Source organism: Mucilaginibacter sp. OK283, from assembly GCF_900110415.1.
Lineage (GTDB): Bacteria > Bacteroidota > Bacteroidia > Sphingobacteriales > Sphingobacteriaceae > Mucilaginibacter.
In genome coordinates, this window is the sequence record NZ_FODR01000007.1 from 339,389 (window position 1) to 365,572 (window position 26,184).

General features: G+C 41.8%; 28 protein-coding genes, 1 other RNA gene and 1 riboswitch. Of the genes, 14 read left to right on the top strand and 15 right to left on the bottom strand.

The genetic code is table 11. The features are described 5' to 3' along the window. Nucleotides 1–99 precede the first annotated feature (99 nt). The gene (locus BMX56_RS17930) at nucleotides 100–990 is read left to right on the top strand and encodes an AraC family transcriptional regulator (RefSeq protein ID WP_090651034.1); all 891 of its coding nucleotides are present in this window, start codon (nucleotides 100–102) and stop codon (nucleotides 988–990) included. Nucleotides 991–996: 6 nt separating this feature from the next. On the opposite strand, the gene BMX56_RS17935 is transcribed toward BMX56_RS17930, so the two are convergent. Then, a complete protein-coding gene (locus BMX56_RS17935; protein WP_090651035.1) occupies nucleotides 997–1,686 on the bottom strand; it encodes a class I SAM-dependent methyltransferase in 690 nt (229 codons plus the stop codon). 365 nt (nucleotides 1,687–2,051) lie between these two features. Between BMX56_RS17935 and BMX56_RS17940 the strand changes: the two genes are divergently transcribed. The 5 genes from BMX56_RS17940 (at nucleotide 2,052) to BMX56_RS17955 (ending at nucleotide 4,771) form a co-directional block, all read left to right on the top strand. Beyond that, nucleotides 2,052–2,555, top strand: coding sequence for a helix-turn-helix transcriptional regulator (locus BMX56_RS17940; RefSeq protein WP_090651079.1), 504 nt, complete (start codon nucleotides 2,052–2,054; stop codon nucleotides 2,553–2,555). Then, on the top strand, nucleotides 2,555–2,746 hold the full coding sequence (locus tag BMX56_RS30535; RefSeq protein ID WP_255369869.1) for a nucleotidyl transferase AbiEii/AbiGii toxin family protein: 192 nt from the start codon (nucleotides 2,555–2,557) through the stop codon (nucleotides 2,744–2,746). Before BMX56_RS17940 ends, BMX56_RS30535 begins: the two co-directional genes overlap by 1 nt. Nucleotides 2,747–2,754: 8 nt before the next feature. Then, nucleotides 2,755–3,204 carry a nucleotidyl transferase AbiEii/AbiGii toxin family protein gene (locus tag BMX56_RS17945; RefSeq protein WP_255369870.1) on the top strand — a complete coding sequence of 150 codons (450 nt, stop codon included), beginning with the start codon at nucleotides 2,755–2,757 and terminating at the stop codon, nucleotides 3,202–3,204. 63 nt (nucleotides 3,205–3,267) lie between these two features. Continuing rightward, the gene (locus BMX56_RS17950) at nucleotides 3,268–3,978 is read left to right on the top strand and encodes a DUF92 domain-containing protein (protein ID WP_090651036.1); all 711 of its coding nucleotides are present in this window, start codon (nucleotides 3,268–3,270) and stop codon (nucleotides 3,976–3,978) included. 16 nt (nucleotides 3,979–3,994) lie between these two features. Beyond that, complete coding sequence (locus tag BMX56_RS17955) at nucleotides 3,995–4,771, top strand: M90 family metallopeptidase (RefSeq protein WP_090651037.1); 777 nt, start codon at nucleotides 3,995–3,997, stop codon at nucleotides 4,769–4,771. Here BMX56_RS17955 and BMX56_RS17960 read toward each other — a convergent pair. Next, a complete protein-coding gene (locus BMX56_RS17960; RefSeq protein WP_090651038.1) occupies nucleotides 4,768–5,586 on the bottom strand; it encodes an MBL fold metallo-hydrolase in 819 nt (272 codons plus the stop codon). The genes BMX56_RS17955 and BMX56_RS17960 overlap by 4 nt on opposite strands. A 160-nt stretch (nucleotides 5,587–5,746) precedes the next feature. Here BMX56_RS17960 and BMX56_RS17965 point away from each other — a divergent pair, with 160 nt between their 5' ends. Next, nucleotides 5,747–6,400, top strand: coding sequence for a YceH family protein (locus BMX56_RS17965; RefSeq protein ID WP_090651039.1), 654 nt, complete (start codon nucleotides 5,747–5,749; stop codon nucleotides 6,398–6,400). Next, nucleotides 6,401–6,823 (top strand): hypothetical protein, encoded by a 423-nt coding sequence (locus BMX56_RS17970; RefSeq protein WP_090651040.1) that lies wholly within the window; start codon nucleotides 6,401–6,403, stop codon nucleotides 6,821–6,823. Nucleotides 6,824–6,843: 20 nt separating this feature from the next. On the opposite strand, the gene BMX56_RS17975 is transcribed toward BMX56_RS17970, so the two are convergent. Then, a complete protein-coding gene (locus BMX56_RS17975) occupies nucleotides 6,844–11,109 on the bottom strand; it encodes a hybrid sensor histidine kinase/response regulator (protein WP_177183848.1) in 4,266 nt (1,421 codons plus the stop codon). Between the two features lie 235 nt (nucleotides 11,110–11,344). On the opposite strand from BMX56_RS17975, the gene BMX56_RS17980 reads away from it, so the two are divergent. Next, entirely contained in the window at nucleotides 11,345–11,569 is a 225-nt protein-coding gene (locus BMX56_RS17980) for a VF530 family protein (RefSeq protein ID WP_090651042.1), read from the top strand. Here the strand turns inward: BMX56_RS17980 and BMX56_RS17985 are convergent. Then, a complete protein-coding gene (locus BMX56_RS17985) occupies nucleotides 11,566–12,858 on the bottom strand; it encodes a DEAD/DEAH box helicase (RefSeq protein WP_369829645.1) in 1,293 nt (430 codons plus the stop codon). The two genes, BMX56_RS17980 and BMX56_RS17985, sit on opposite strands and share 4 nt — an antisense overlap. Before the next feature lie 103 nt (nucleotides 12,859–12,961). Next, nucleotides 12,962–13,771, bottom strand: a complete 810-nt coding sequence (locus BMX56_RS17990; protein WP_090651043.1) for a tRNA pseudouridine synthase A — start codon at nucleotides 13,769–13,771, stop codon at nucleotides 12,962–12,964. 127 nt (nucleotides 13,772–13,898) lie between these two features. After that, a riboswitch (cobalamin riboswitch) is annotated at nucleotides 13,899–14,097 on the top strand. 120 nt (nucleotides 14,098–14,217) lie between these two features. On the opposite strand from BMX56_RS17990, the gene BMX56_RS17995 reads away from it, so the two are divergent. The 4 genes from BMX56_RS17995 to BMX56_RS18010 all read left to right on the top strand — a co-directional run bounded on the left by BMX56_RS17995 (nucleotide 14,218) and on the right by BMX56_RS18010 (nucleotide 18,317). Then, nucleotides 14,218–16,164: a TonB-dependent receptor plug domain-containing protein gene (locus BMX56_RS17995; RefSeq protein WP_090651044.1), complete on the top strand. Its 1,947-nt coding sequence runs from the start codon at nucleotides 14,218–14,220 to the stop codon at nucleotides 16,162–16,164. A gap of 50 nt (nucleotides 16,165–16,214) precedes the next feature. Beyond that, on the top strand, nucleotides 16,215–16,787 hold the full coding sequence (locus BMX56_RS18000; RefSeq protein WP_090651045.1) for a DUF6580 family putative transport protein: 573 nt from the start codon (nucleotides 16,215–16,217) through the stop codon (nucleotides 16,785–16,787). Between the two features lie 72 nt (nucleotides 16,788–16,859). Continuing rightward, nucleotides 16,860–17,549: an SIR2 family NAD-dependent protein deacylase gene (locus BMX56_RS18005; protein ID WP_090651046.1), complete on the top strand. Its 690-nt coding sequence runs from the start codon at nucleotides 16,860–16,862 to the stop codon at nucleotides 17,547–17,549. Nucleotides 17,550–17,603: 54 nt separating this feature from the next. Then, nucleotides 17,604–18,317 (top strand): Dph6-related ATP pyrophosphatase, encoded by a 714-nt coding sequence (locus tag BMX56_RS18010; protein ID WP_090651047.1) that lies wholly within the window; start codon nucleotides 17,604–17,606, stop codon nucleotides 18,315–18,317. Between the two features lie 227 nt (nucleotides 18,318–18,544). Here the strand turns inward: BMX56_RS18010 and BMX56_RS18015 are convergent, their stop codons facing one another. Together BMX56_RS18015 and BMX56_RS18020 are read right to left on the bottom strand one after the other, a co-directional pair. Beyond that, nucleotides 18,545–18,793, bottom strand: a complete 249-nt coding sequence (locus tag BMX56_RS18015) for a hypothetical protein (RefSeq protein ID WP_090651048.1) — start codon at nucleotides 18,791–18,793, stop codon at nucleotides 18,545–18,547. 3 nt (nucleotides 18,794–18,796) lie between these two features. Beyond that, nucleotides 18,797–19,498, bottom strand: a complete 702-nt coding sequence (locus BMX56_RS18020) for a DUF3291 domain-containing protein (protein ID WP_090651049.1) — start codon at nucleotides 19,496–19,498, stop codon at nucleotides 18,797–18,799. Nucleotides 19,499–19,988: 490 nt separating this feature from the next. On the opposite strand from BMX56_RS18020, the gene BMX56_RS18025 reads away from it, so the two are divergent. Next, nucleotides 19,989–20,702 (top strand): ThuA domain-containing protein, encoded by a 714-nt coding sequence (locus BMX56_RS18025; protein WP_090651050.1) that lies wholly within the window; start codon nucleotides 19,989–19,991, stop codon nucleotides 20,700–20,702. A 127-nt stretch (nucleotides 20,703–20,829) separates the two neighbouring features. Here the strand turns inward: BMX56_RS18025 and BMX56_RS18030 are convergent, their stop codons facing one another. From BMX56_RS18030 to BMX56_RS18065, 8 genes are all read right to left on the bottom strand, one after another. Next, on the bottom strand, nucleotides 20,830–21,789 hold the full coding sequence (locus BMX56_RS18030; protein WP_090651051.1) for a YpdA family putative bacillithiol disulfide reductase: 960 nt from the start codon (nucleotides 21,787–21,789) through the stop codon (nucleotides 20,830–20,832). Between the two features lie 108 nt (nucleotides 21,790–21,897). After that, complete coding sequence (locus BMX56_RS18035) at nucleotides 21,898–22,563, bottom strand: adenylate/guanylate cyclase domain-containing protein (RefSeq protein WP_090651052.1); 666 nt, start codon at nucleotides 22,561–22,563, stop codon at nucleotides 21,898–21,900. Nucleotides 22,564–22,814: 251 nt separating this feature from the next. Next, complete coding sequence (locus tag BMX56_RS18040; protein ID WP_090651053.1) at nucleotides 22,815–23,279, bottom strand: hypothetical protein; 465 nt, start codon at nucleotides 23,277–23,279, stop codon at nucleotides 22,815–22,817. Nucleotides 23,280–23,494: 215 nt separating this feature from the next. Continuing rightward, nucleotides 23,495–23,593: signal recognition particle sRNA small type (ffs, locus tag BMX56_RS18045), an RNA gene on the bottom strand. A 235-nt stretch (nucleotides 23,594–23,828) separates the two neighbouring features. After that, entirely contained in the window at nucleotides 23,829–24,362 is a 534-nt protein-coding gene (locus BMX56_RS18050) for a hypothetical protein (protein WP_090651054.1), read from the bottom strand. 102 nt (nucleotides 24,363–24,464) lie between these two features. Next, on the bottom strand, nucleotides 24,465–25,037 hold the full coding sequence (locus tag BMX56_RS18055; protein ID WP_090651055.1) for a 2'-5' RNA ligase family protein: 573 nt from the start codon (nucleotides 25,035–25,037) through the stop codon (nucleotides 24,465–24,467). Between the two features lie 7 nt (nucleotides 25,038–25,044). After that, nucleotides 25,045–25,665, bottom strand: a complete 621-nt coding sequence (locus BMX56_RS18060; protein WP_090651056.1) for a 2'-5' RNA ligase family protein — start codon at nucleotides 25,663–25,665, stop codon at nucleotides 25,045–25,047. 11 nt (nucleotides 25,666–25,676) lie between these two features. Next, a complete protein-coding gene (locus BMX56_RS18065) occupies nucleotides 25,677–26,084 on the bottom strand; it encodes a 2'-5' RNA ligase family protein (RefSeq protein ID WP_177183849.1) in 408 nt (135 codons plus the stop codon). Between the last annotated feature and the right edge of the window lie 100 nt (nucleotides 26,085–26,184).

Here is a 26,184-nt window from a genome sequence, read left to right on the forward strand (position 1 = left end):
TTTTTGTCTTATTTTGGTAGTATTTGACAAATATTAGCCTATTGGTTTGAAAAATAAGCTATTTTATGATAATATTTGCTTGTTAATAGGCAATTGCAAATGAAAGTTTTACAGTTTACCATTCCTGTACCCCACGATAAAAGCGTAATTGCCGATCAGTTTAGCCTGCCTTATTTTTACCCTTACCTGCACCGGCACAAAGAGGCGCAAATTACCTGGATACAAAAAGGAGAAGGCACGCTTATAGCCGGTAATAACATGCACCATTTTTCACCCGGCGATGTTTTTTTAATAGGTGCAAACCTGCCGCACCTGTTTAAAAGCAATCCCGAATATTTTGAAAATGAAACTGAAGATGCGATAAGCGCGCTAAGTATTTTTTTTAATCCCGAAGGAATATTAACGCCGCTGTTTAACCTGCCGGAAATGAGGGCCTTTAAGCTATTTATACAGCATCATCAGCAAGGATTTAAGGTGCCTTTACCTGACGTGGAAAAGGCTATAATTAATATGACTGCTTTAAGTGATACCACGGGTGCGGAGCAACTTATCCAGTTTATAAAACTAATGAAAGGTTTAAGCGAGATAAACGAACAGCTGCAGCCGCTATCATCCTATGGTAATTTACCGGGGATTACCGAAAACGAAGGGATTAGGATAGGTAATATTTACAATTACATTATGCAAAACTACACGGAGCCTATAACGCTGGAGGATGTATCTAAAGCCGCGTTTATGACATCCGAATCATTTTGCAGGTATTTTAAAAAGCATACGGGCAACACATTTGTCACTTTTTTAAACGAAGTACGTATCAACGAAGCATGTAAAATATTAAACGCCAATAAAGCCGAGAGCATCTCGGCGGCGGCCTATCAATGTGGTTTTAAAAGCATTACCAATTTCAACCGGGTATTCCGTTCGGTAACCGGTAAATCGCCAAGGGAGTATATGGATAATTATAATGGAAAGGTTAAGGATCTGATTTGATCACACCTATGCTACCGTTAGCCTCACCAGGTATTGCTGATATTCATCTTCCAGTAAAACTTCCAGTTCATAACCGGCTTCGTTGGCAATTGTTGTTAACGTTTTTTCGTCTATATAAAGCCACGGAAACCAATCGGATGTTTGGCGATTGTATTGATACTGGTAGCTTAGTTCGCCATAGTATTTGCCGGTATCGGGCAGGTTTCCTTCGTACAGGTAAGCAATATCAGATGAATCAAACAGCAGCTGTCCGCCTTTATTAAGTAGCAGTTTGGCATGTTGCAGGAAAGTTTTTAAGTGGGATAAAGTACCTGTTAGGCCAATACCATTCATAAGCAGTAACAAGGTGTCGTATTTATGATCGTTGTATTCAAAAATGTCGGCGGTAAACACTTTTTTAACACCGCGTTCCTGCATTACATCTACGGCTAAGGCAGAAATTTCCAATGCGGTTACATCAAAGCCGCGCTCCTGTAGTATGAGGGCATGGCTGCCGGCCCCCGCGCCAATATCCAGTACTTCGCCGCGGCATTCATTCAGGGCAAGCCATTCAATATCGGGCATGTCATCCTCATCCCTGAAATAGGCTTCGACAGGCATTTCCTCCTTTGGGCCATACTGGTTGTTAATCCACAATTTGTGGGCTGCTTTTTTATAGTGATGATTGTGTATGGCCTGGCCTAAAATATCTTTCATGCTGTGGCAAAAGTAGCAATTGACTGCCTAATTACCGTTACAGAAACGATTTACACTATGGAATATCGGAAAGTTATGAGTTCTGAGCAACAAATGAGTAACAAATTTTCGACCTTTTTTAAGACATTTTACCATTTTGGGAAATGATGGAAAACTCATGCTAAATTAAAAGAAATTTCAAAACCATAAAAAACACCCTCCATACGTCCTCTCGTATCTTCGGCACATGCAACATACTCAATTACGAATACTTGTATTTGCAGTTAAGGTAGATTAATATGAAACGCTACAGATTTGTCACCCTGATCATAAGGTACGTACTATATAAAAATTGGAATTATAAACAAATCTGTTTATTTTTGAAGATGGAGAAATGGATCGAAAAATATCGTGGAATTAATCCTGGCGTAATTCTGGACCGGGAGCTGAAAAAGAAAAAGCTAAAGCAAACAGCTTTTGCCAGGGATATTAAGCTACCTGCTCAAACATTAAATGCGATTATAAAAGGTAAAAGGAAAATGACGCCCGAAGTAGCCTTTAAAATAGACAACGCACTTGGTTTGGAAGAGAGCACGATGGCTATTTTACAAGCTATGTACGATACTACATTGGTTAAACATAAGATCGGGATTATTAATCATCCTGATATATCCAGGCTCCGCAGGATATTGTTTTGGGACACTGATTTTGACAAAATTGACTGGCAACGGCAGAAAAACGCCGTTATCCGGCGTGTGTGGGAACGTGGTAATGAAGATGAGAAAAAGGAGATACAACGGTTTTACGGCATTGACAGTACATATGCTGTTATAAATGAGATTAAGCCCACTCGTCCAGATCCTTCATTTTTAAGAAAAAAATCCAGCTAATGCTCCATTGGAATACGGTATCCGTACAGCTTAAACAAACCTTGGCTACCTTAATGCAAGCTGATGTATTAAAAGACCATCGTTTGGTCGGCGGCACGGCCCTTAGCTTATATTTAGGCCACCGAATGTCGGTAGACATTGATTTATTTACTGATGCCGGTAACTACGGCAAAATAAATTACAACAAATAGAGGAATATTTGAGAAACAGCTTTCCTTATGTAAGCGGCGACTTTGGAAGTGATCCTGTATTCGGCAAGTCGTATCTCATCGGCGAGAATAAAGATAATATCGTCAAAGTGGATATTTACTATGCCAGTGAGCCGTTTTTCGGGGAGTTAATCGAAAGCGACGGCATTCGTTTAGCCTCTGTTGAAGAAATCATCGCAATGAAGGTCGACGTAGTGCGACGGGGCGGCAGGAAGAAGGACTTTTGGGACCTTCATGAGTTGCTCGAACAATATTCGATTAACCAAATGATAGCGTTACACGCTACGGGATATGAATGGACACATGATGAAGAACTCATCACCAAAAACTTTACTGACTTTGGGCAAGCGGATGAAGATTTTGATCCTATTTGCCTCAAAGGGAAGGAATGGGCATTCATCAAAGAAGATTTTGAAGAAGCAGTTAACAGCCGGCAGTGAAGTAAGAATTTTTATCGCCATAAAAAAACTGCTTTACCGATACAATAAAAACCTTTGGCAATTATGTTTAATAGTAATGCTTTATTGGCTGCCATTATTATCGCCGGCGTAAGCTATAGCGTTATAGCCAAAAAGCTAACCGTTGCCGCTGCTTTAACCGGTGGGGTAGTGGCTTACCTGGTTTTTACGGGTGCAGGGTTTACAGGCATAGCAATGATGACCAGCTTTTTTATTTTAGGATCGGCCGCTACATCCTGGCAACAAAATAAAAAGCAGGCGTTTGCCACAGCTGAAGAACACAAAAGCGGGCGAACAACCGGGCAGGTATTGGCCAATGCAGGCGTACCGGCTATTATTGGCATCCTGGTGTTATTTTATCCCCGGCATAGTCATTTATTTACCCTGATGATGGCAGCAGGTTTTGCCTCGGCCACAGCCGATACCTTATCATCTGAACTGGGGACAGTTTATGGTACAAGGTTTTTCAATGTTATCACGCTAAAACCCGATCAACGGGGATTGGACGGCGTAATAAGTGTGGAAGGGTCATTGATTGGTATTGCAGGAAGCTGCGTAATAGCCTTAATTTATGGCATTGGTTTTGGCTGGGATTTGAACCTGATTTGGATAATTATAGCAGGTACCGCAGGGAATTTAAGTGATTCGGTATTGGGGGCATTGCTGGAGCGCAAGAACATCATCGGCAATAATGCTGTTAACTTTTTAAATACATTTATAGCTGCATTCGTCGCGCTGTTGTTTTACTTTATTTAATCCTCACATTTACCACATGGCTTTTATAATAATTGGCTTTATCGTTTTAGCATTGATCGGCTATTTCATTTTAAAAAACAACAAATCAAAATCGGCCGGCATTGTTGCCAATACCGATTACAAACCCGTTTTATTGCAAAACATATCCTTTTACCGGGAACTGGACGATGCGGGCAAGCTATTGTTTGAGCAGAAAGTGAATAGCTTTTTAGCCGGAATCACCATAGAAGGCGTCGGAACTATTGTTGATGATACCGACAGGGTGATGATAGCATCGAGCGCCGTGATTCCCATATTTGGTTTTAAAGATTGGGAATACCGCAACTTAACCAATGTAATATTATACCCGGATACCTTTGATGGTGAGTTTCAGTTTGAAGGCGGGAGCAGGAACATATTGGGTATGGTAGGCAGCGGTTATATGAACGGGCAGATGATATTATCAAGGGCGGCGCTTATCAAAGGCTTTTCCAAATCGGCAGGGAAGGAGAATACCGCTATCCATGAATTTGTGCACCTGCTGGATAAAAGCGATGGCGCTACCGACGGCGTACCCGAAAACCTGCTGGCTCACGAATATGTATTGCCCTGGCTAAAGATGATACACCAGGAAATTCATAAAATTGAAGCGGGTAAATCAGATATCAATCCCTATGCAATTACCAACGAAGCTGAATTTTTTGCGGTAGTAGCCGAATATTTTTTTCAAAAGCCAACCGAGCTTAAGCACAAACATCCCGAACTCTACGAAATACTAAGCACCATATTTATGCAGGATAGGGCCGGTGATTAATTAAAGCCTAAATCAAGCTGCCCTAAAACTTCCAGTGTTTTACCCGGGTTGCCATCAATAAGATAGACAGGGGTCTCCTCATGCCTTGAAGCTACAACAATGTGAACACCATCGGCGCAGGCGTTAAAAAGCTCCTCCACCAGTTTTGGATCGTTGTTGTTTTTGGACAGGTGCGACAGCAGCAAATGCGTCATATGTGCCGGGCGATGTGTTGTAAATAAGGCCAAAGCTTGCTTGTTACTCAGGTGCCCCTTACCGCCACGGATACGCCTTTTAAGATGATAGGGGTAGCCGCCGGTGTCCAGCATAACCTCATCGTAATTAGCCTCTAAAAAAGCGGCGTGGCATTGACTGAAATAGCGGATAAGCCTGTCGCAAACAATGCCCAGGTCGGTAAATACGCCAACTTTAATGTCGCGGCAACTAACTATAAAACTATGGGGCTCTGATGCATCATGCTCTTTGGGGAAGGATGTTACTTCCAGCTGGCCAATGGTAACCGTTTCAAACTCGTGCAGGTGGTGGATTAGTTTGGCATCTACAGTGTTTCCTAAATGAAGCAGGGTGCCGGGCGTGATATATACAGGCAAATTAAATTTTTTGGCCAGTACCGGAATGCCCCGGATATGGTCGGAATGTTCATGGGATACAAAAATGGCTTTTACCTTGCTCATGGGCAGGCCCAGGCGGGCCATGCGTTTTTCGGTTTCGCGACACGATATACCTGCATCAACCAAAATAGCCTCCTGATCGTTCCCCACATAATAGCAATTGCCATTACTCCCCGAATTTAGTGACGTAATAAATAAAGACATGTTTTTGAGCCATAAGCTGAAGGCCGAAAGCTAAAAGCCGTCACTTCAAATGTATGATACAAAGTAACGGATTTACTGAATAATTTTGTTTCTGACTTGCCTAATCTTTTAAATAAACTGAAGTTTTTTTGCACTTATAAAAACCTGCTTATATTTAGCCATGGATTCACCGCAAACTTTACCCGTACTTGATGCCGCCGAACTGCGTGTGCTTGGCTCGCTGATGGAAAAAAGCAAAACCACACCAGATTATTACCCCATGACTCTTAACGGGTTAACCGCTGCCTGTAACCAGAAAACCTCCCGCAAGCCGGTAGTGAATTACGATGAAGCCATTGTGACCGAAGCACTGAATACCCTTAAAAGGCGCGGACTGATTTCGACAGCAACCGGCGGATCTATCCGCAATATCAAATACAAACACAACTTTGCCATCGTTTTCCCGGTTATCCCGGCCGAGGTGGCTTTAATTTGCCTGCTGATACTGCGGGGGCCGCAAACGCCCGGCGAATTAAACACCAACTCGGGCAGGTTGTACGAATTTGAATCGATAGAAGAAGTCCAGGAAATGCTTGAAAAACTTGCCGATCCGGCTATGCCTTATATCGTACAACTCCCCAAACGCCCCGGTCAAAAGGAACAGCGTTACGCGCATTTACTGGCCGGTACTCCTGATATTAATGACGACGAGGAAATAGAAGAGACCGGTGGCCGTTCATCAAGTGGTCTTGAAGCACGTGTAGCCAAACTGGAGCTTGAACTTGCCGAAATGAAGGAGGCCTTTGATAAGTTGATGAAGGAGTTGATGGGGTAGATGAATATATCTGGTAATAAGTATTTCAAGGTACTTGCCGAAACCGATACTTTGATCCTTGGGCACGAATTTGAATATGCCGCTCTGATAAATAAACGAAGTAAGAGGGAAGTTTTCTATCATGGGTTTGGCTATGGTGATCCCTGCTGTGGAATAATCGGGCCAGATAACAACTGGTGCGCAATTGGCGGCAATGAACTTATTGTTTGGACAAAAGACAGGGTCGCTCGAATATTTATTGAAATCGAAATCTCCTGGATTAAAGATATGAGGCTAAAATCAAACTACGAATTTGAATTTTTGGTAGATCCATGGTCTGAATATGGAGCTATCTGGTCCTTGAATATTGAAACTATGGAGAAATATAAGATTAAAGATTTTTGTTTAACCAGTTTGCCGTATACCGACGACATTTCGTGGTAAAATAAGGAGCGCTCATTAATCTACTTAACTTTCTTACCCACCCAGGCCATCATCTTATGGGCGGCTTTCAACACGGCAATCAGCCCTTCCGATTTCATGGGTTTGGCAATATAATCGTCCATGCCTTCCGCTATGCACATATCGCGGTCATCAGGGCCGGCATTGGCGGTCATGGCGATGATAAAAGGCTGTAGCTTACGGTTGCTTTCACGGATTGACCGGGTGGCCTCAAAACCGTCCATTTCGGGCATCTGCACATCCATCAATATGACGTTAAATTCCTGATCGTCCAGTTTTTTTAATACTTCAAGTCCATTCTCTACCATTGCAAATTCATAGCCCAGTTTGCTCAACATCCGGCTTATTAGTTTTTGGTTAACCTGGTTATCTTCGGCCACAAGTATATTTAGCGGATATTCCACCGCGAAGTTACTGTCAAGCAACTTGACTGCTTTGGGTTCGGGCGCCGGCGCTTTTCCAACACTCCTTAATTCGGCTTGTACGCTTTTGCCTAACTGATTTAGCTTAACCGGTTTTGTTAAAATAGCTGCAAACAAGCCCGGATATTTTACCTTCGAGCTATCGCCAATGGAACTGAGCATGATAATGGGCAGCTGCGGATATTTTATTTTGGCAGCCTCGGCAAAGCCAACACCATCCATTTCCGGCATCTCCATATCGGTTATAATCAGGTTATAGTCGTTATCATTGGCCAGCAAATCAAGTCCCTCAGTAGCAGATGATGCTGTATGTGTAATAAGGCCCCATTGCTCCAGTTGGGTTTTAAGGATAAAACGATTGGTTTTATTATCATCAACAACCAATACCTTTTTGCCTTCCAGATCAGCAGTATCAAATACCAGGGGAACATATTTTGATTGTTTTTGGCTCACCGCAACTTTGATAGTAAACACAAATACCGATCCTTCGCCATACACACTCTCTACCCAAATATCGCCGCCCATCAATTTAACCAGGCGTTGGCTAATTACCAGGCCAAGGCCGGTGCCGCCATATTTGCGCGTGGTTGATGAATCGGCCTGCCAAAAGGCGTTAAATAAACCGGATACTTTTTCTTCAGAAATACCTATACCGGTATCCATGATACTGAAACCAATTTCAATTTGTCCGTCGGGGTGTGTTTTCGACGAAAATACCTTTATAAATACTTCTCCCTTTTGCGTGAATTTAAGTGCATTGCCGGTTAAATTGGTAATAACCTGTTTAAGGCGCAAACTATCACCAATAACCTGCTGGGGCAGGGCAGGGTCTATCTGGTACACCAGTTCCAGTCCCTGTTGCGAAGCTATGGGCGAGAAAATGTCCATCACTTCCTCAATGCAATGGCGTAGGTCAAAATCCTCCTGCTCCATATTCATCTTGCCCGACTCTATCTTAGAGAAATCAAGAATGTCATTTATCACGTTCACCAGGCTATCGCCGCATGATATGATGGTATCCGTATATTCCCGCTGTTCGGTGTTCAGCTCGGTTTCGCCCAAAAGGGAAGCCATGCCTATAACGCCGTTCATCGGCGTACGAATTTCATGACTCATGGTGGCAAGGAAAATACTTTTAGCCTGGTTGGCTTTGTCGGCCTCTTCGCGGGCCTCTTTTTCATGCGCCATATGCAATTCCAGCTCTTCCGACTGGGATAATAGCTCCTCATTTAAGGCTTGCAACTCTTCCGACTGTGCCTGCAATTCTTCGTTTAGTAACTGCAAATCTTCCGATTGCTTTTTTAATTCCTGCGATTGTTGTAAAACTTCGGTAGTACGCTCAGATACCTGCTCTTCCAGCAAACGTTTTTGCTTTTCAATATTATTTACCTTCGCTTTATACAAACCGTAAATTATGGCAAAAATAACAAAGGTAATAAGCGATAAAAACCACCAGGTAAGCCAAAACGGAGGCAAAACAATAATTTCTAAGTTAAGTTCATGACGCGACCATTTGCCATCGCTGTTACGGCTTTTTACTTTAAACGTGTAAGTACCCGCAGATAAGTTGGTATAGGTAGCCGTATTTTTGTTACCTACATAGTTCCAGGTTTTATCGAAACCCGCCAACTGATAGGCATATTGTTTTTTGCTGGCCAGTCCAAAATCCAACGATACAAACTCAAATGAAATTACCGACTGCTCATGGGTTAGCGTAATTGATTTGGCCTCCGAAATGTCTTCTTTTAAAGGTGAAGGATCGTTATCGTTTTGAGCTACCGGCACGGTTTTATTGAAAATCTGGAAATCTGTTAATATCAGTGGCGGATCGTATGATGTTTCACTTATCTTTTCAGGATCAAACATGTTGAAGCCGTTAATTCCTCCAAAATAAATGGTGCCATCTTTACTGATAGCTGCGGAATGCGGTTTAAATTCGTCGGATTGTAACCCGTCTTCTACCGTAAAATTCCTGAATTGTTTCGTCCGTGGATTAAACCTTGAAATGCCATTATTGGTGCTTATCCATAAGTTGTTGTTCTTATCTTCCCTTATGGCGTAGGTATAATCGTTTGGCAGGCCGTCTTTTGCTTTGTAATTGTTAAACTGCCTGGTACGTGTATCAAAGTGCGTTAATCCATTATAAGTACAAATCCAGATATTGCCGAGGTGGTCTTCAAACAGATCGAGCGCGGCGTTATTACCCGTGCTGTTTTTTAGCACATCGTACTTGTATATTTTAAATGAGTTGGTTTCAGGATCAAACAAATCAAGGCTGCCGTCATTGGTGCCAACCCAAAGGTTTCCCTTTGAATCCGCCAAAAGGGAGTTAATATTATCGCTGCCTATGCTTGTTGGGTTAGCGGGATCATGCCGGTAATGGATAAATCCATTTGTTTTGGGGTTAAACAAATCTAAACCCTGGCCCAGAGTGCCACACCAAATCTTATTATCGGGCGTAACGGCAACTGCATAAACATTATTGCCGCTTAAACTGGTAGAGTCGTTGGGGTTATTGCGATAAGATTTGAATTTGTGGGTCTGTAAATCCATAACGCTCACGCCATCTCCCCAGGTACCTATCCACAAATTATTTTTGTAATCTTCTTTTAACGCTAAAACGTAGTTGCCGCCTATGCTTGTTTTGTCGGCGTCATTATAGCGATACGCTTTAAATGTGCCTTTTTTGGGGTCGAACTGGTTGAGGCCGCCACCATCTGTGCCTATCCAAATGCTTGCTTTTTTATCCTCCAATATGCTTAAAACAAAATTATTGGATATGCTATTGGCCTGTGAGTTATGGTTAAAATGCCTAAAGTTATCAGTTACCTTTTTATATAAACTGATGCCCGAGGCAAACCCGCTTACCCACATGTTGCCCATATTATCTTTCAGTATTACGTCGACCGAATTGCTGGAGATACTACTGTTATCTACTTCATCCTGTAAATGGTTGCTGAATATGCCTTTTTCATAATTAAAAATGCTAAGGCCGCCGTTTTCGGTGCCAATCCATAAATTATGGTTACTATCCTCGGCAATACATTGGATGCTGTTATAAGCTAATGAATTGCTGTTATTGGGATCGTTTTTGAAATGCCGAAAAGTTGCCGTAGCCGGGTCGTATAGATTTAAACCGCCAGAGCCACAGCCTACCCATAAGCGATGGTTGCTGTCTTCAAAGATACTGGTTATCCTATCTGCCGATATGGTACTGCCATTACGCTCGTCGTGTTTAAAATTGGTGAAGCTTTTGGTTTTTGCATTAAAAAGGCTGAGGCCTCCATAAGCGGTGCCAATCCAAACATCGCCTTTACTATCTACATAAGTAACCCTGGCATTATCATCACCCAAGCTGGTTAAATCATGCTTGTTGTTACGATAGTGGATAAATTTATGCTGACCAATAATGTATTGATCAACGCCATCTTTTAAGGTGGCTATCCATAAATTACCGTTTTTATCCAGTGCAATATTTACGGTAAAATTGCTGGCCAGCGTATTTGGTATTTTATCATTATGCAGGAAACGGATAAAACGATTTTTATTCCGGTCGAACTTATTAAGTCCTCCGCTGGTGGCTACCCATAAACTGCCGTCCTTATCTTCGGCGATGTGGTTTATGTAGTTGTTGCTGATGCTGGTTTTATCGTTAACATCATTCCTGAAAACTTTAAATTTATTGCCATCGTAACGGTTTAGCCCGTCGCGGGTACCAACCCAGATAAAGCCTTGCTTACCCTGGATCATGGTGTTGATGTTAAGCTCAGAAAGATTTTCTTTACTGCCTATGTGCTGAAAGTGCATAGGATGTTCCTGGGCCGAAACCCAAAATGAACATGCCATAAAAATGAATACCAGGTAATACTTTAAGCCCCTTATCGACATCAGAAAAACATAAGATTTTGGCGTGCGCACAGATTCCTAATTTAAAACTTATTACGGGATTGTTTATAATTATTTGATGAATAGTTAAACGGCGGTAGAGGCAAATTAGTTATGCCTATGTTAACAGTGAATTAAGTGGTTATACATGGATTTTACTTAAACAACCTGATTCATATTTTTTAACTTTGCCCATATGGATGAAAAAAGCAAAGACCCGCTGCACGGCAAAACGTTAGAAACGATTTTGAACGAACTGGTTGCCCGTTTTGGCTGGCCCGAACTGGGTTACCAGATAAGAATTAATTGTTTTTTGGATAATCCGAGCATATCATCCAGTCTGAAGTTTTTGCGCAAAACGCCATGGGCACGTAAAAAGGTAGAGGATATGTATATCCACTATTTTACCAAAAAAAATTAGTGCTTGCGCTTATTGTTCATTTTAGCTTTTTGGCCCGAGCTAAAGTTATAAGTTTTTGAATTGGCAGCCTTTTTTTCATGAAAAGCCGCGCCAACTATAGGGGCATCGGGGTTTGGTTTAGGTTCTTTTTTTGCTTTTACCTCTTTTTCAATGATAAGCTCTTCGGGTAACTCGGCAAGGGCAATTTTTTTGCCGGTGGCCTGCTCTATCTTTTTAACCTGGCTAAGTTCCAGGTCGGTGGCAAAAGTGAGGGCCATTGTCTCGTTCTGGCTTTCAGGATAATGGTTGGTTACACGATCAATAAACAGTTCTTTTTCTGCCGGTACGTCAAAATGAATGATGAAAGGAATATCGGCCAGGCTAAAAGCTTCTTCCTGCTCATTAGCTACCAACAGTACCCTGGCGCCTTCATCAGCCTTAAATGCTTCTATCGATTTAAAACCCGGGCTATCAAAAAACTGGGGATTTAAATAAGCCACGGCAGTGCGTAAACGTGTTTGCAGGCTTTTATAAACTTTATCGGCAGTTGCACGTGTATTTACAAAAACTACGGTTTTGGTAAATAGCTCTTCATCGTACATAAACAAATTGAGCAGGTTTAATTTAGTGCCGAAGTTGGGTACGTTATATAAAAATTGCGGATGTGTCTCTAACGGTTGTTCTGCCAATGCTTCTACCTCCACAATAGCAGGATCTTTCATAAAAGGATCCAGCATCTTTTGCAGTTTGCTGTGCATTACCTCGGTAAATACCAGTTTCTGGCTTTTGCCAATGCTATTTGCCAGCTCTACAACAGGAAGCTGCATGCCTCTTTTTATCATTTCATCGGCATCGTCAACCACAAACATATCAACCTTGTTAAGGTTAAGGGCAAGCTTCAGGTAAATGGCGCGTGCCCTGTCGGGAGTAGCAACTACTATATCGGCACCATCGGCCAATGCGTCCATCTGGGCTTCAATACCCGGGGCCACATACAAGCCAACAATTTTTATTGATTTGTTTTTGTTCAGGCGGTCAAATTGTTCTATCACCCCAAATACGTCCTCTTTATCGGGTACCAGGATCAATACACGCGGAACGCCTTCGGGGGCATAATTAAAGCGGTTTAAAACACCCAGTACATAAGTGGTAGTTTTGCCGCTACCTTCGTAACCAATGGCGATGATATCCTGGCCGCCTACAATTCTTGAAAGGGTTTTTAATTGCAGTTCTTTAGGGTTTGTAAAACCAGCTTCATTTACCGAACGAACCAGCTGTTTTTTCAGCTTCAATTTTTCAAACCACACCATCTGAGAACTTTATTAAGTATTTAAGAGGGCGAATTTACCTAAATTTCCTTGAAAAGAGTCAAGAATCAAGAATCAAGAGCCAAGACAGGGAATACTTTAGGTATTATATTGATTGCCAAACAGTGTTTTCATCCTTTTGGAGCAGGCCCGTAAACGTTGGTTTGGCGGGGATATCAAGATAAGGATATGTAACTTTTGACAGATACAATCCCTGGGGATAGGCTGGGATGATGATTTTTGGCGTTTGTTTGCTGATGAGGTGACTTTCAAATTCATCAACACTTATTTCGCCCCGGCCAATTTCCAGCAGGCGGCCGATAATGATCCTGATCATTTTGCTCAAAAAACGGTTAGCAGATATGTTGAACCGGAGCCTGTCGCCGTTACTGCTAACAAAAAGGCTTGACGAGCTTACGTTGCAAATGGTATGGTCAATCCTGTCGGGCATTTTACAAAAGGCGCGATAATCGTTATAACGCGGGAGCAGCGTTATAGCCTTTTTCATTTCATCAATATTGAGGTTGGTTTCGGGATACAGCGCGCTAAAAGCACTTAAAAAAGGGTCTTTATAAGTATGAATAAAATAATCATATGAGCGCTGCACGGCATCAAACCGGGCGTGGGGCAGGCCCTGCATCGGGATGATATCAAATACCGCGATATCATCCGGCAGTATTTTATTGAGGCGGAAAAAGAGATCGAAATCCCATTCCTTTGCTAAATCGATATGAAAAAAAAATTGGCTGGCATGCACCTGCGCGTCGGTACGGCCACAGCCGTTAACAGTTATGGGCGTTTTTAATATTTGGCTTAAAGCGGTTTCAAAAACGGATTGTACACTTGCAACGCCGGCATGTTTTTGCCAGCCACTGTACTGTGTGCCATGATAACCAATATGAAAAAAATAGCGCATAATCTTGGATCCAAAAATCCGCAAAAATTATGGTAAAGCCATACAAAAACAAATGGGGATGGCTAAACGGATGGCTTTAAACCAGCTCGGGCTTTTCAAACAACTTGCGTATCTGCCGTACATAACCTACCTTTACAGCGCTTTAGGTTCCTTTATAGCATATCATAAAGGATTAAAAGGGAATACGGTGTAAATCCGGAACTGTCCCGCAGCTGTAAGCTCCATAACCATAGTTCATTCTATTAAAGTCACTTGCGCTTAGGCTCAGGGAAGACAGAACGAAAGGGGAGTAAGTCAGAAGACCTGCCAGAGCATTATAAATTATTCATAGCTTTCGTGGATTGAAGCCTGAATGTGAATGCTCTTCTTTTGGTGGTGTGTTTTCATTTTATCAGTCTGTGTTGTGCTATTTAAACTGCATTATTATTTAACGCTATAGCAAATACATGAAAAAAAAGTACTTTAAAATTGTTTTCGGATTATTACAGGTGGGTTTATGCAGCACTGCTGTGTTTGCGCAGGATACCACCCGGTTATTAAATAATGTGGTTGTCACCGCCACCCGCTCACCAAAAAAGCTAACCGATATAGGTAGGGTAGTTACCGTAATATCGGCAGAGCAAATCAATCGTTCGCAAGGCAAAACATTACCCCAGTTATTGAATACCGTACCCGGGATAACTTTCTCTGGTGCCCAAAATGCACCCGGCATCAGTACATCAGTTTTTTTACGCGGGGCATCGTCGGGTAATACTTTAATATTAATAGACGGTTTTCCGGTTAACAACGCAGGCTCAATTGACGGCGGTTATGATCTTAATGCTTTTCCGTTAAACCAGGTTGAAAGAATTGAAATATTAAAAGGAAGCGGATCGACACTTTACGGATCAGACGCTGTGGCCGGTGTGATCAACATCATCACCAAACATCCGCAGGGACAGGGCTTAAAAGGTAATGTACAATTAACGGGCGGAAGTTATAATACTTTCCAGGAATCGGCCGGGCTAAGTGGTTTAATAAATCACACAGGTATTGCCGTTAACCTGTCTAATACAGATTCAAGAGGTTTTGCGGCCGCTACCGATACTACAAATAAAGCCGGATTTAAAAAAGATGGTTTCCACCAACGTTCGGCAAGTGTAAACATCAATCAATATATCTCGGAAAAATTCAGCCTGAATGGTAACTTCCAGGGCAGCTATAACACCGGCGATTTGCCGTATGGGGCTTTTACTAACGATAACAACTACACCTACAACAATACGTTTATATTTGGTGGTTTAGGAGCTAAAGTGAAATTACCAAAAGGAACATTGGTGTTTAATGCCAGCCAAAACACGGTTCGTAACCACTTTAAAAATCTGCCGCCCGATAATTATGAAACCAACCAGGTAACAAAAAATACCGGCCGCATAAGCAATTTGGAAGCTGTTTTGAATTATAATTTGGGCAGGTATTTTGATATTACAAGTGGTGCCGGTTATAAATACAGCAATACCAGTCAATACAGTTTGTTTGAGCAAACCGGTTACCACCCTGGTCCAAGTGTTATAAGCGACGATACAGCCCACAATAGCATTACCAGTGTTTACACATCGTTGTTTTTTAAATCAAATATCTTCCACATGGAGTTGGGAGGCAGGTACAATCACCATAGCAAATATGGCGATAACTTCACCTATACCATTAACCCTTCGCTTTATTTAGCAGATCAGTTTAAAGTGTTCGGGACTATTGCTTCGGCCTTTAAATCACCATCTTTGTACCAACTGTCTTCTCAATACGGAAATAGTAAATTGAAGCCAGAAACAACCACATCGTACGAGGCCGGATTTGATTGGGAGGTCGTAAAAAACACGCTATCATTTAACACCGTATTTTATAAACGCAATACAAAAGATGTAATTTATTTCTTCTCTGAATCTGTGCCTCCTTATAGTTCATTCTATAAAAACGGATCTTTTCAAAAAGATAAAGGCTTTGAAACTGAACTGAAATACAATTCAAACAAGCTAACCGCATCAGCATATTTTGCTTATGTAACAGGTAAGCAAACGGATGAAGCTGGCAAACAAACGGCTAACTTATACCGCAGGCCCAAAAATACTTTCGGTGCTAATGTTTCATACCAGGCCTGTGCAAATTTCCTGATAGGTGTAAATTACAAATATACCGGCAACAGGGCCGATCAAAATTTCGCCACTTATCCATCTACCATCACTACTTTAAAAAAATATAACCTGGTTGATTTGCACCTGCAGCTAAAAGCCACCAAAAATCTGGATGTATTTGGAGACCTGAACAACGTACTCGATCAAAAATATACTGATTGGCTGGGTTATAACACACGGGGTATAAACTTTACGCTTGGTGCAAAATACCAGTTTAATTAGTAGTTTTTATTTAACATGATTATGAGTAATTTTACATCATAGATAAAACCATGAATAAAAAAGATACCATCAACAGGAACATTATCCTGATTTTAATGATAGTTGTTGCTGCAGCTTTCAGGCTAATAACCTTTAAGTATAAGGAACTGAGTAACTTTACACCTGTGGGCGCGATAGCTGTATTTGGCGGTGTTTACTTTACCGAAAAATGGAAGGGATATGTAACTGTATTACTTACCCTTTTTACTACCGATATCATCATCAATTACCTGTATACCTCAAAAGTTACTTTGTGGTATAGTGGTGCGGCATGGGTTTATCTTTGCTTTGCGTTGATGGTTTTAGTAGGTAGCTTTATCAAAAAGGTAAATGTGCTTAACGTGTTGCTGGCAGCTGTTGCATCGGTATTGATTCACTGGCTCATTATCGATCTGCCATTTTTATACGGTACACTGTATCCGCATACTTTAGCAGGTTATGGTCAATCGTTAGTTAAGGCTATTCCTTTTGAAAAAAATATGGTGTTAGGAGACATGGTGTTTGGTTTACTACTATTTGGCGGTTTTGAACTTGCTAAAACCAGGTACACTTTTTTACGCACACAAAAACAATTGGCACTTTAATTTAAATTGATAAAATTGAAAAGCGATCTGCCATTATGCAGGTCGCTTTTTTTATGAACAAATATTTACCTTATGAAAAAGCTGGTAGTATTAACAGGAGCAGGAATAAGCGCTGAGAGCGGTTTAAAGACTTTCAGAGACAGCGACGGCCTTTGGGAGGGTTACAATATAGAAGATGTGGCTACACCCGAAGCGTGGCAGCGTAACCCGGCCCTTGTACAGCAGTTTTATAACGAGCGACGTAAAAATGTGATGGATGCGAAGCCTAATGCCGCACACTATGCCCTGGCCAAACTGGAAGCGAAATACGATGTAACCATCATTACCCAAAATATAGACGACCTGCATGAAAGGGCAGGCTCCACCAATGTGGTACACCTGCACGGCATCATTACCCGTTCGCAATCAAGTGTTAACCCCGAGCTTACTTACCCCATTGATGGGTGGGAGATTGGCATGAATGAGGTATGCGAATTAGGATCGCGTTTACGCGCCCATGTTGTTTGGTTTGGCGAGGCTGTGCCCATGATTGAAACGGCCGCAAGAATTTGTGGCCGTGCGGAGATTTTTATGCTGATCGGTTCCTCGTTAGCCGTATACCCGGCCGCCGGATTGATTGGCTATGTAAACCGCGATGTACCCCGGTATGTTATCGACCCTAAAATACCCGATATCAATGTGCGCGGCCCTGTCATCAAGATCCAGGAAAAAGCGACAGTAGGGGTAGTAGCCCTGGTGAGTGAATTGCTAAAAGAACAATAAAGTATTGCATTCCATCAATCACTAATTCACTAAATCAATAATTCAATAATTAAAATGAAGTGTATTTTTAACTGGAGCGGCGGTAAAGACAGCGCATTGGCTTTGTACCATTGCCTGCAAAATGCTGACCTTGACATCAGGTACCTGGTAACAACTGTTAACGATGCTGCCGACAGGATCTCGATGCATGGTGTACGCACGGAACTATTGATAAAACAGGCCGAAAGTATTGGTATACCATTATACCAGATCCGGTTGCCCGAGATGCCAGGCATGAAGGAGTATGACGAGGTTATGCATTATCACCTGGCTCATTTCAAAAGCGAGGGCATAACGCATTCTATTTTTGGCGATATCTTTTTGCAGGATTTGAAAGACTATCGTGACACAAGGCTGAGCGAAGTTGGCCTTACTGGCATTTACCCTTTATGGAAACGTGACACCCGCGAATTGATCAATGAATTTTTAAACCTTGGATTTGGAACGGTGATAGCCTGCACCCAGGCACGCCTTGAACGAATAGTAGGGAGGGAGCTCAGTGCCGAACTGATTGATGCCCTGCCCGATGATGTAGATGTTTGCGGAGAAAACGGCGAGTTTCACACCTTCACTTTTAAGGGGCCTATTTTTTCAAAGCCCGTTAACTATAAAACCGGGATTAAAATTTTTAAGGAATATCAGGCCCCTAAAAACACAGACGGTTCCTGCGTTACAAACCCGGATCACAAACCAGCCGGATTTTGGTATTGTGACCTTATTTTAGCTTAACCTCCCATTTATTTGGTCTGTTTGGTTGCCAAATAAAATTATTATATAAACAATAACTAATTGTATTTTAATAAATTATATCAATTTTGTTTAACTTTTTATTTACTATAAAGGAATATTTATTCTGTCGGAACGGTGTTTCTTGGTAGTTTTGCAGAATAAAATTCTGTATTTCGATTTGCTTTGATATATATCTTTATTTATCAATTACTTACATAAAAATCTATTTAGAAATTGTACCGGTAATATGCATCTTTAAAATCAGTACGCATCTCTATAAACCGGGCGCCAACTTTGGTTAAAAACTCCTCATCAAGCAATTCAAAAACACTGTTAACGCCATCGGTTAAATCCATTTCGGCAACTTTAAAACTTTGCTCCAGGGTACCCTGTTCTATCTTTACAATAAACTTTTGGTTCATATTCATGATAGTAACTTTAAAATCGGGGTGCGGTAGTTCTGCAATAATTCTCATATTTTAATTTTTCAATAAATCATTTAAAGGGTCTTTACCGTCCAGCGAACCAAAGCTGGCAACCAGCCGGAAGCGGGCAAATAACTCTTCGCTGTACCAGTTCTCGCTGCGGGTAAGTTTTATTACCTCGGCGTGCTCCCGGCTTTTGTAGGCAAAGTTTTTTACGTCATCGATGCTTTTCCAAACAGAAAATGTTGCCTGCCGGTAAACGGGTGCTTCGCCGACACCAAACGAGGTAACATAGCCAGGGGCCGATGTCATTAACCCTGCAACCTCATCCACATGGCTCCAGAAATTTTTGAGCCTGCTTATGCGGATGGTGGCCCGTGTAAGCACAGCCACGGGGCCGGTATAATTTGTGGCTTCGGGATTGCCAAAGGGTTCTTTGCCACTCCACTTACCATGGCTTTGCAGGGGCTGGCATAATACGGTATAACCTTCATGGCCAAATATTTTCCACCAGCCCGATACAAACGACCGGTTATAAAACCTGTCAAAATCTTCACGGCTTTCCCAGCAGGCTAATAAGCCCCACTGCTGCCAGTCGGGTTGTAAATCAAAAGTTCCGTTTTTGCCCGAGCCAAGCAACTTATAAAATGTGCAGCCTTTTTGCAGCAACAGCGGCAGCCGGTGGATAGCCATGGCGAGTAATGCGAATGGTATAAACAGCTTGCGGTAACGTATTATGGTTAAGCTAACATACATGTATCTGCTAAATAAAAGATTTAATGTGATATAGTTGGAATTTACATTCAGGAAGCAAAATTTTTACATAAAAGTGTCAGGGCAACCGCATCTGAATAATTAGCGGCGATAAGCTGTTATTTAATAATTGCTAAAACGATACCTTATGTTTATTGCCTCATCCTGGCCAAAAGATCCAAGTTGCTTCGGCACCCTGTTTTGACCAAAAACAGGTACAAATATTTGGATGCACTTAAATTGCGTGATACATCAAATTAGTGTTAACCATGATAAATTATAAACAATTAACTATCAAATACTTATAAACAAAATATCTGAAATGTGTTAAGTTATGTTAACCCAACTCAGATGCGTTTTGCCCGATAAAGTTGCCGCGAGAATTGTGGTCGATGATTTGCAGCTTTCAAAACTAAACCTTGCGACGTGAAACATTAATACTAAATTGCATAACGGAATTACATTTCCAAACTAACCTTTTGAAATATCAATTATGAAAAAATTAATCATCATTTGCCTGCTAACGGGCTTGGCTATCATCAATGCAGCCGCCAAAACCAAAGTGCTGGTATTTTGCAAAACAGCCGGGTTTCATCACAATTCTATAGCGGTTGGCGTACCGGCTATTATGAAGCTGGGGGCCGAAAATGGCTTTGCTGTGGATAGCACCACCAACGCCGAAAAGTTTACTGCCGCCAACTTAAAGCAATATGCGGCTGTAATATTTTTAAGTACTACGGGTGATGTTTTGAACGATGCGCAGCAAACAGCCTTTGAACAGTATATTAAAGCCGGTGGCGGCTTTGTTGGGGTACATGCGGCCACCGATACCGAATATGATTGGGCTTGGTACGGTAAGCTGGTTGGGGCTTATTTTAAAAGTCACCCTAAACAGCAGGAAGCGGTTTTACATGTTGTCGACCATGATTTTATTGCCACAAAACACCTGCCCGAAAACTGGAAACGCTGGGACGAATGGTATAATTACAAATGGATAGGTGATGACCTGCATGTATTGATCAAGATAGATGAAAAAAGCTACACAGGCGGCGAAAACGGCGATAACCACCCTATGGCCTGGTATCACAGCTTTGATGGCGGCAGGGCCTTTTATACTGAGCTTGGGCATACCGACGAGTCATATGCTGATCCGTTATACCTGAAGCATTTGCTGGGCGGGATTCAATATGCAATAGGGAAGAAGTAGTAGGTAGTTGAAGGGCGCTCTCTGTGAGAGAAATCCAGGAAAATCCTATGAACACAAATCTCCGGCCTAACGAACAGGATGCAGATCGGGCCGGAGATGTTCAAAAGTTGAATTTTATGCTATTGATCTATTGCCTTTTTGCAACTATATCATTCATAATCATATCGGCATGCACCCGCGAGTTTTCAATAAACCAAAGGTGGGTATCCAATCCTCCGCAAACTACGCCCGCAAGGTATAAACCGGGCAGGTTGGTTTCCATCGTTTCCGGATTGTATTGGGGAATAAATTTATCTTCGGACAGAATAATGCCCAGTTTTTTCAGAAAATCGAAATTGGGTTTATAGCCTGTCATCGCCATTACAAAATCGTTAGGAATGGTAATCAATCCATCAGGTGTTTTGATATCAACCTCATGCTCGCGGATGGCTTCAAGATTGGAGTTGAAATAAGCCTTTATACTGCCTTCTTTTATCCGGTTAATGATATCCGGCCGTACCCAGTATTTAACCCTGCTGCTAATCTCAGGCCCACGCACCACGAGGGTAACATCGGCGCCCTTGCGATAGGTTTCCAGAGCCACATCAATGGCCGAATTGCTGGAACCAACCACCACCACTTTTTGCGAGGTATAATAATGCGGATCCTGGTAATAGTGTTTTACTTTGGGAAGATCTTCGCCCGGGATATTTAAATTAACCGCTATGTCATAAAAGCCGGTAGATAGGATGACCTTTTTTGCCCGGTAAGTTGTTTTATTGGTTGTTATAGTATAGCCATCATCATCGGCCTTTACGTTGGTTACCTCCTCAAATAAATGGAGCGGAAGGTTGTTTGACAGGGCAACCCTGCGGTAATATTCCAGTGCATCGTTACGGGTGGGTTTGTTATGAACGGTTACAAAAGGTACGCCGCCAATCTCCAATTTCTCTGAAGTTGAGAAGAAGGTCATGGTAGAGGGATAATTATATAAAGAGTTTACCAGACAGCCTTTTTCGACAATTGCAAAACTTAATCCTGCTTTTTGGGCTGCCAGTCCGCAAGCTAAACCTATGGGGCCGCCACCTATAATGAGTATATCGAGCATGCTGCTAAGATAGGCAGTTTTTGAGAGACAATTGTGAATCGATCTGCACAAGTGCCAATTTTGATTAAATAAGTAAAATGTTCAGGAGGAACCAGCTGCACTTATATGTTAACCAGAAATAGCCATTAAATAGTCCAGGTTTGGTTGGGTGCGATTACTGTATGGCCTTCCTGCCAGCCGGACCTGTTGCCCCTGGCTGATCCCTTGTAGCTGTACAGTTTGATAATGGGCGATAGCCCCGTCATCTGCCAACAATTGATATGCATGCTCTGAAATGATCATGTCGTTATCCAACTCTTTAGTTTTGGCTTGTAGCCTTGATGCAATGTTGACAGGAAGGCCCATTACTGATAGTTGCGGAGCGTTATCCAATCCAAACTGGCCAACGAAAACTTTACCAGCGTGCAAACCGACACCAATCTCGAGCGGGCCTCCATAATAAGGTTTGTCATAAGCTTCGTTATACAGGCCAACCGTTTGGAACATCACTTTAGCAGCCTGGTAGGCATTGTTCACGGATTCTTTTAACCCGGTTTGTAAACCAAACACAGCATACATACTGTCTCCGGCGATCTCTACCACCTTGCCTTCGAATTTCTTAATGATTTGATTAAACGCGGTGAACAAACGGCGTACAATTTGAATAACGGTTTTACCAGACTGGGCTTCCAATAAGCCGGTGAAATTCCGGATATCGAGAAACAGGATGGCAAGTTCCTGTTCTTTGTCTGGGGGAGCAGGCACCGGGCTCAGCATAAAATAATTATTTTCCATATTAGTATAGACGATTAACACCTAAAACCATTTTAAACAAATGTAGAGGGATGACTAAATGGTGGCAAAGCCAAAAAGGTAAACCCGGGGCGCTTACCGGTAAAAGTAGGGATATGGGCGGTGAGCCGTGTCTTTTTTTGTACTGCCGACTGATATTAGGACGATTCAAAATACCAACAAAAAATTAACGTCCTTGCCGCGCGCCCAAAAAAACAAGAATCCAATGGGTACCTTTAGCCGTTGACTATTTTTTAGAATGACCGGAAATTTGGCCGGCTGATGAGCGGTGAAAACGACCAGGGCACCGAACTTAGTATTACCAGCAGGGCTACGGTTAACCAAATCGCCATTGTTTTAAATTTTTGCAGGTCATTCGTTTGCCGCTTGCTTCTGGCAGAGCCAAGGGTAATGAGGGTTATCCCTATCAGCATCATGGTAACGTGTTCCATGCCAAAAAAACGGATTGCACGCTCATGTACTGCGGTGGCGAAGTGATGTAAGAAATAAGCAACAATAGGGCTGATGAAGTATAGCCAGACTCCCAGTATTAGTTGAAGATGTGCTACAGTGGTTGTGATATGCCTCACAATATTATCGAATTTCAAATAAGGACTTCGTAATAACCAGCCACGGTACGAACGAAAGATGGCGAACAGCAGGGTAATCAATACCAGCCAACGGGTGAGGGAGTGTAATGCCAATAAGGTTCCGTACATGTTTATGCAGACAATTATCTTGCAATAATATTTAATTTTTTTATGCTGCGAAGCCTTGTGCGCATTTTTTGGGGTACTTGTTACTTGGCTTCTCTCCGTTATGATTTTTAATTATAAGGGGGGCAAACGGCTGTAGTCTGGGAGGAAACTTGATTACTGTCGCTTGGTTCACAATAAAAAGAACCCGCTTTTGGCAGGAAAAATATAGGCATAAAAAAGGGTAAGCTACTTTTATCGCGCCGCTCAACTCTCTACCCTTGCTGCGTTCCCACCCTGGGGGAGTTCAAGAGGAGCTGGCCGTAAAAGACTTACCCCGGGGCAAATATAGAAAAAGGATGCTTATCAGGTTAATAAATTGTTAAAAAAGGCTTACCCGCTGATAGCTAAAGGAATAGATTGTTGTTTGTTGCCCGTTCCTGGTTACATCGGGCATAAACGCCAGCTCTTTGCTGGCCTTGAACGCGCGCAAACCGCGTATTTGAGAAATTTACAGTGTTTTTTGATGGGTAGAAATAGCAAAGGCGGTTAAAATCACCGCCTCTTTATTTTTTACTTTGTTAATATCAATTCAAGATCTTTCTTAATCAGATCAGCGTTTTTTGGTTTAATCTCGTAATCGAAGTTAGCGGCACCATCAGTCGCGATCCGGATAATTGAAACTGATTTTGTTTTCAACGTTTCGATATCATCTTTCTCCAGTTTATAATATACCAGGTTAATAATCCGGTCGGCCTGCGAGCCGTAAGTTACATGGGCGTCGCCGCCTACATCAGGTTTTAAATCCAGTACGCTGTTATCAGTAAACTTGATATTGGTAATGTTGGCCGGACCGATAGACCAAACCCGAGGACCGTTCATATTATCTATCCTGAAGCACAGCACGTAACTGGTTCCTATTTTTTCCGCGTAAACGTATAATAGCCTGCCCGTAGCAAAGCCCAATTGTGTGTAAATTCGTTCATCGGGTGTTTTCCATGTGGTGTCGCCTTTGATCTTATCGATCTCTGGTTTTTCTAATTTTTGGGCACTTGCAGAAAGCGCAATGCCGGTAGCTAAAATAGCCGACAAGTAAATTTTTTTCATTGTGAAATTTTTAGAGTTAAGTAATAATTTTTGAAAAGGTAATAGGTTTAAAGCCAACGAATTTTATTTTAAGGTTTAGGTTTTTTATTCAATATCAAGTTTTTATGCCACAGCCAGCTTTCTGTCGAAAGGGATTTTTTTATAAATCTTATAGCTGTCAAATTTGGTGTCGGCCTCTTTTTCCAGCACGGTTATACCATCGGCTAAAAACTCGTCTCTGTAATTAATTTTCACAAAATGTGGCCATAAGGTGTTAAATGCCTCTATCGGTATTTTACGCGCAATGGTAATGTGTGGATGGAGCTTTTTTATCATCAGCAAATCCTTAATGACGGTAAACCAGTCGGATGTTTCTTTATCCAGTTCTATTTCCGCATAAATAGTACGGAAAGCCGGACCGTGCGAAAAAAAGTTAAATCCTGTTATCCTGATGTTGTGTACAGCTATCGTTCGCCTTATTATAAAATCGACCATATCATAAAAAGGACCGATAACTTTGGGCTTTTGCGCCCCGGGTTCAACCTCATCCCTAATGACATCTAAAGTAATATGTGCACGCGAATTCATCCCCTGGAAATTACCAATGCGGTTAAAACACGCTTTTTTAAAAGCATTTATCTTTTGATCAATACGATCTGGCGGAGACAATACTGTCAGATAATATTTAAGGGCCATATTTAAGTTAAAAAAGACTGGTTTGTTTATTAACAGCAGCTGTGTTTTTTACATGCCGCATTAAATATTCCTGGTAAACACTGTTTAATGAATCGGCCGAACCTTTAAACTCAAATTCGCGATAAACAGACGTGCCGGAGTTAACCAGGTTTTTTAAAATGGTGAATTTTGATACCACAAACCTCTTTTTCAACTCTTTCCTTTGAAAATAGGGCCAAAGTAGATTAAACTGTTCGGGGGTAAGTCCGCGTGCTATGGTAATGTGCGGTGTTCCACTGCCTTTGCCTACTATATCCCACAATAATTTAAGCCAGTAGGTATTATGGTCGCTTATCTTCAGCTTTGCGTAAATGGTTTTGTTATAGCCGTTGTTTTCGTTAAAGCAATCAAAGCCATCTATTTCAAAAACAGCTGCCGGTAAAGCCGTCAACCTGCGCTCAAACATCGAAAAGCCATGGTCATGCACATGGATGGGGTGCTTTGGATAATTGTTGGTAGTTATATGAGGCTTCGACCCCATGCCGGGGTAATCGCCGATTACCCGCCGGGCTTCGTTTTTCAATTTAACAATCTCGGTATTAACATGATCTGGCAAGGACAATACGAAGTGAAAAAATGGCGAATTCATATAATTGCTGATTAAATTGTTTCAAATAAACTGGTTTGATCCTGGCCGACCATCTCAATCCGGCCGCCTTCAATGTTTTCTGTACCAATAAAGCCTTGCTGATTTTTAAATTCAAAGGCTTTAAAAAACTCCCATTTGGCATATGGATCAAACGTATCGCGCTTAACTACGGTAAGCGCATTTATCCAGAAAGGCTCTACCAGTTTTTTATGCCTTAAATGAGGCCATAACTTGTTGAAATCCTTTTCTGTTATATTCCTGGTGATAGTTATATGCGGCATAAGCGCCTTTTTTATTTTTAGTTTTTTCTTTAACTGGTTAAACCAATCGTCAACCGCAGGTGTCGACCGTATATTGGCATATATGGTGAATTTACCGTGCAGGTGTGGAAAGTTCCCAAAACCATCAATATGCAGCAATACCGGGAGGGCACTGAAAAAGTCTTTCTGAAAACAGGGGATAAAAAGGAGTAGAAATTACGGTTTCTACTCCTTTTTTTGTATCTTAAAGGTATAATCG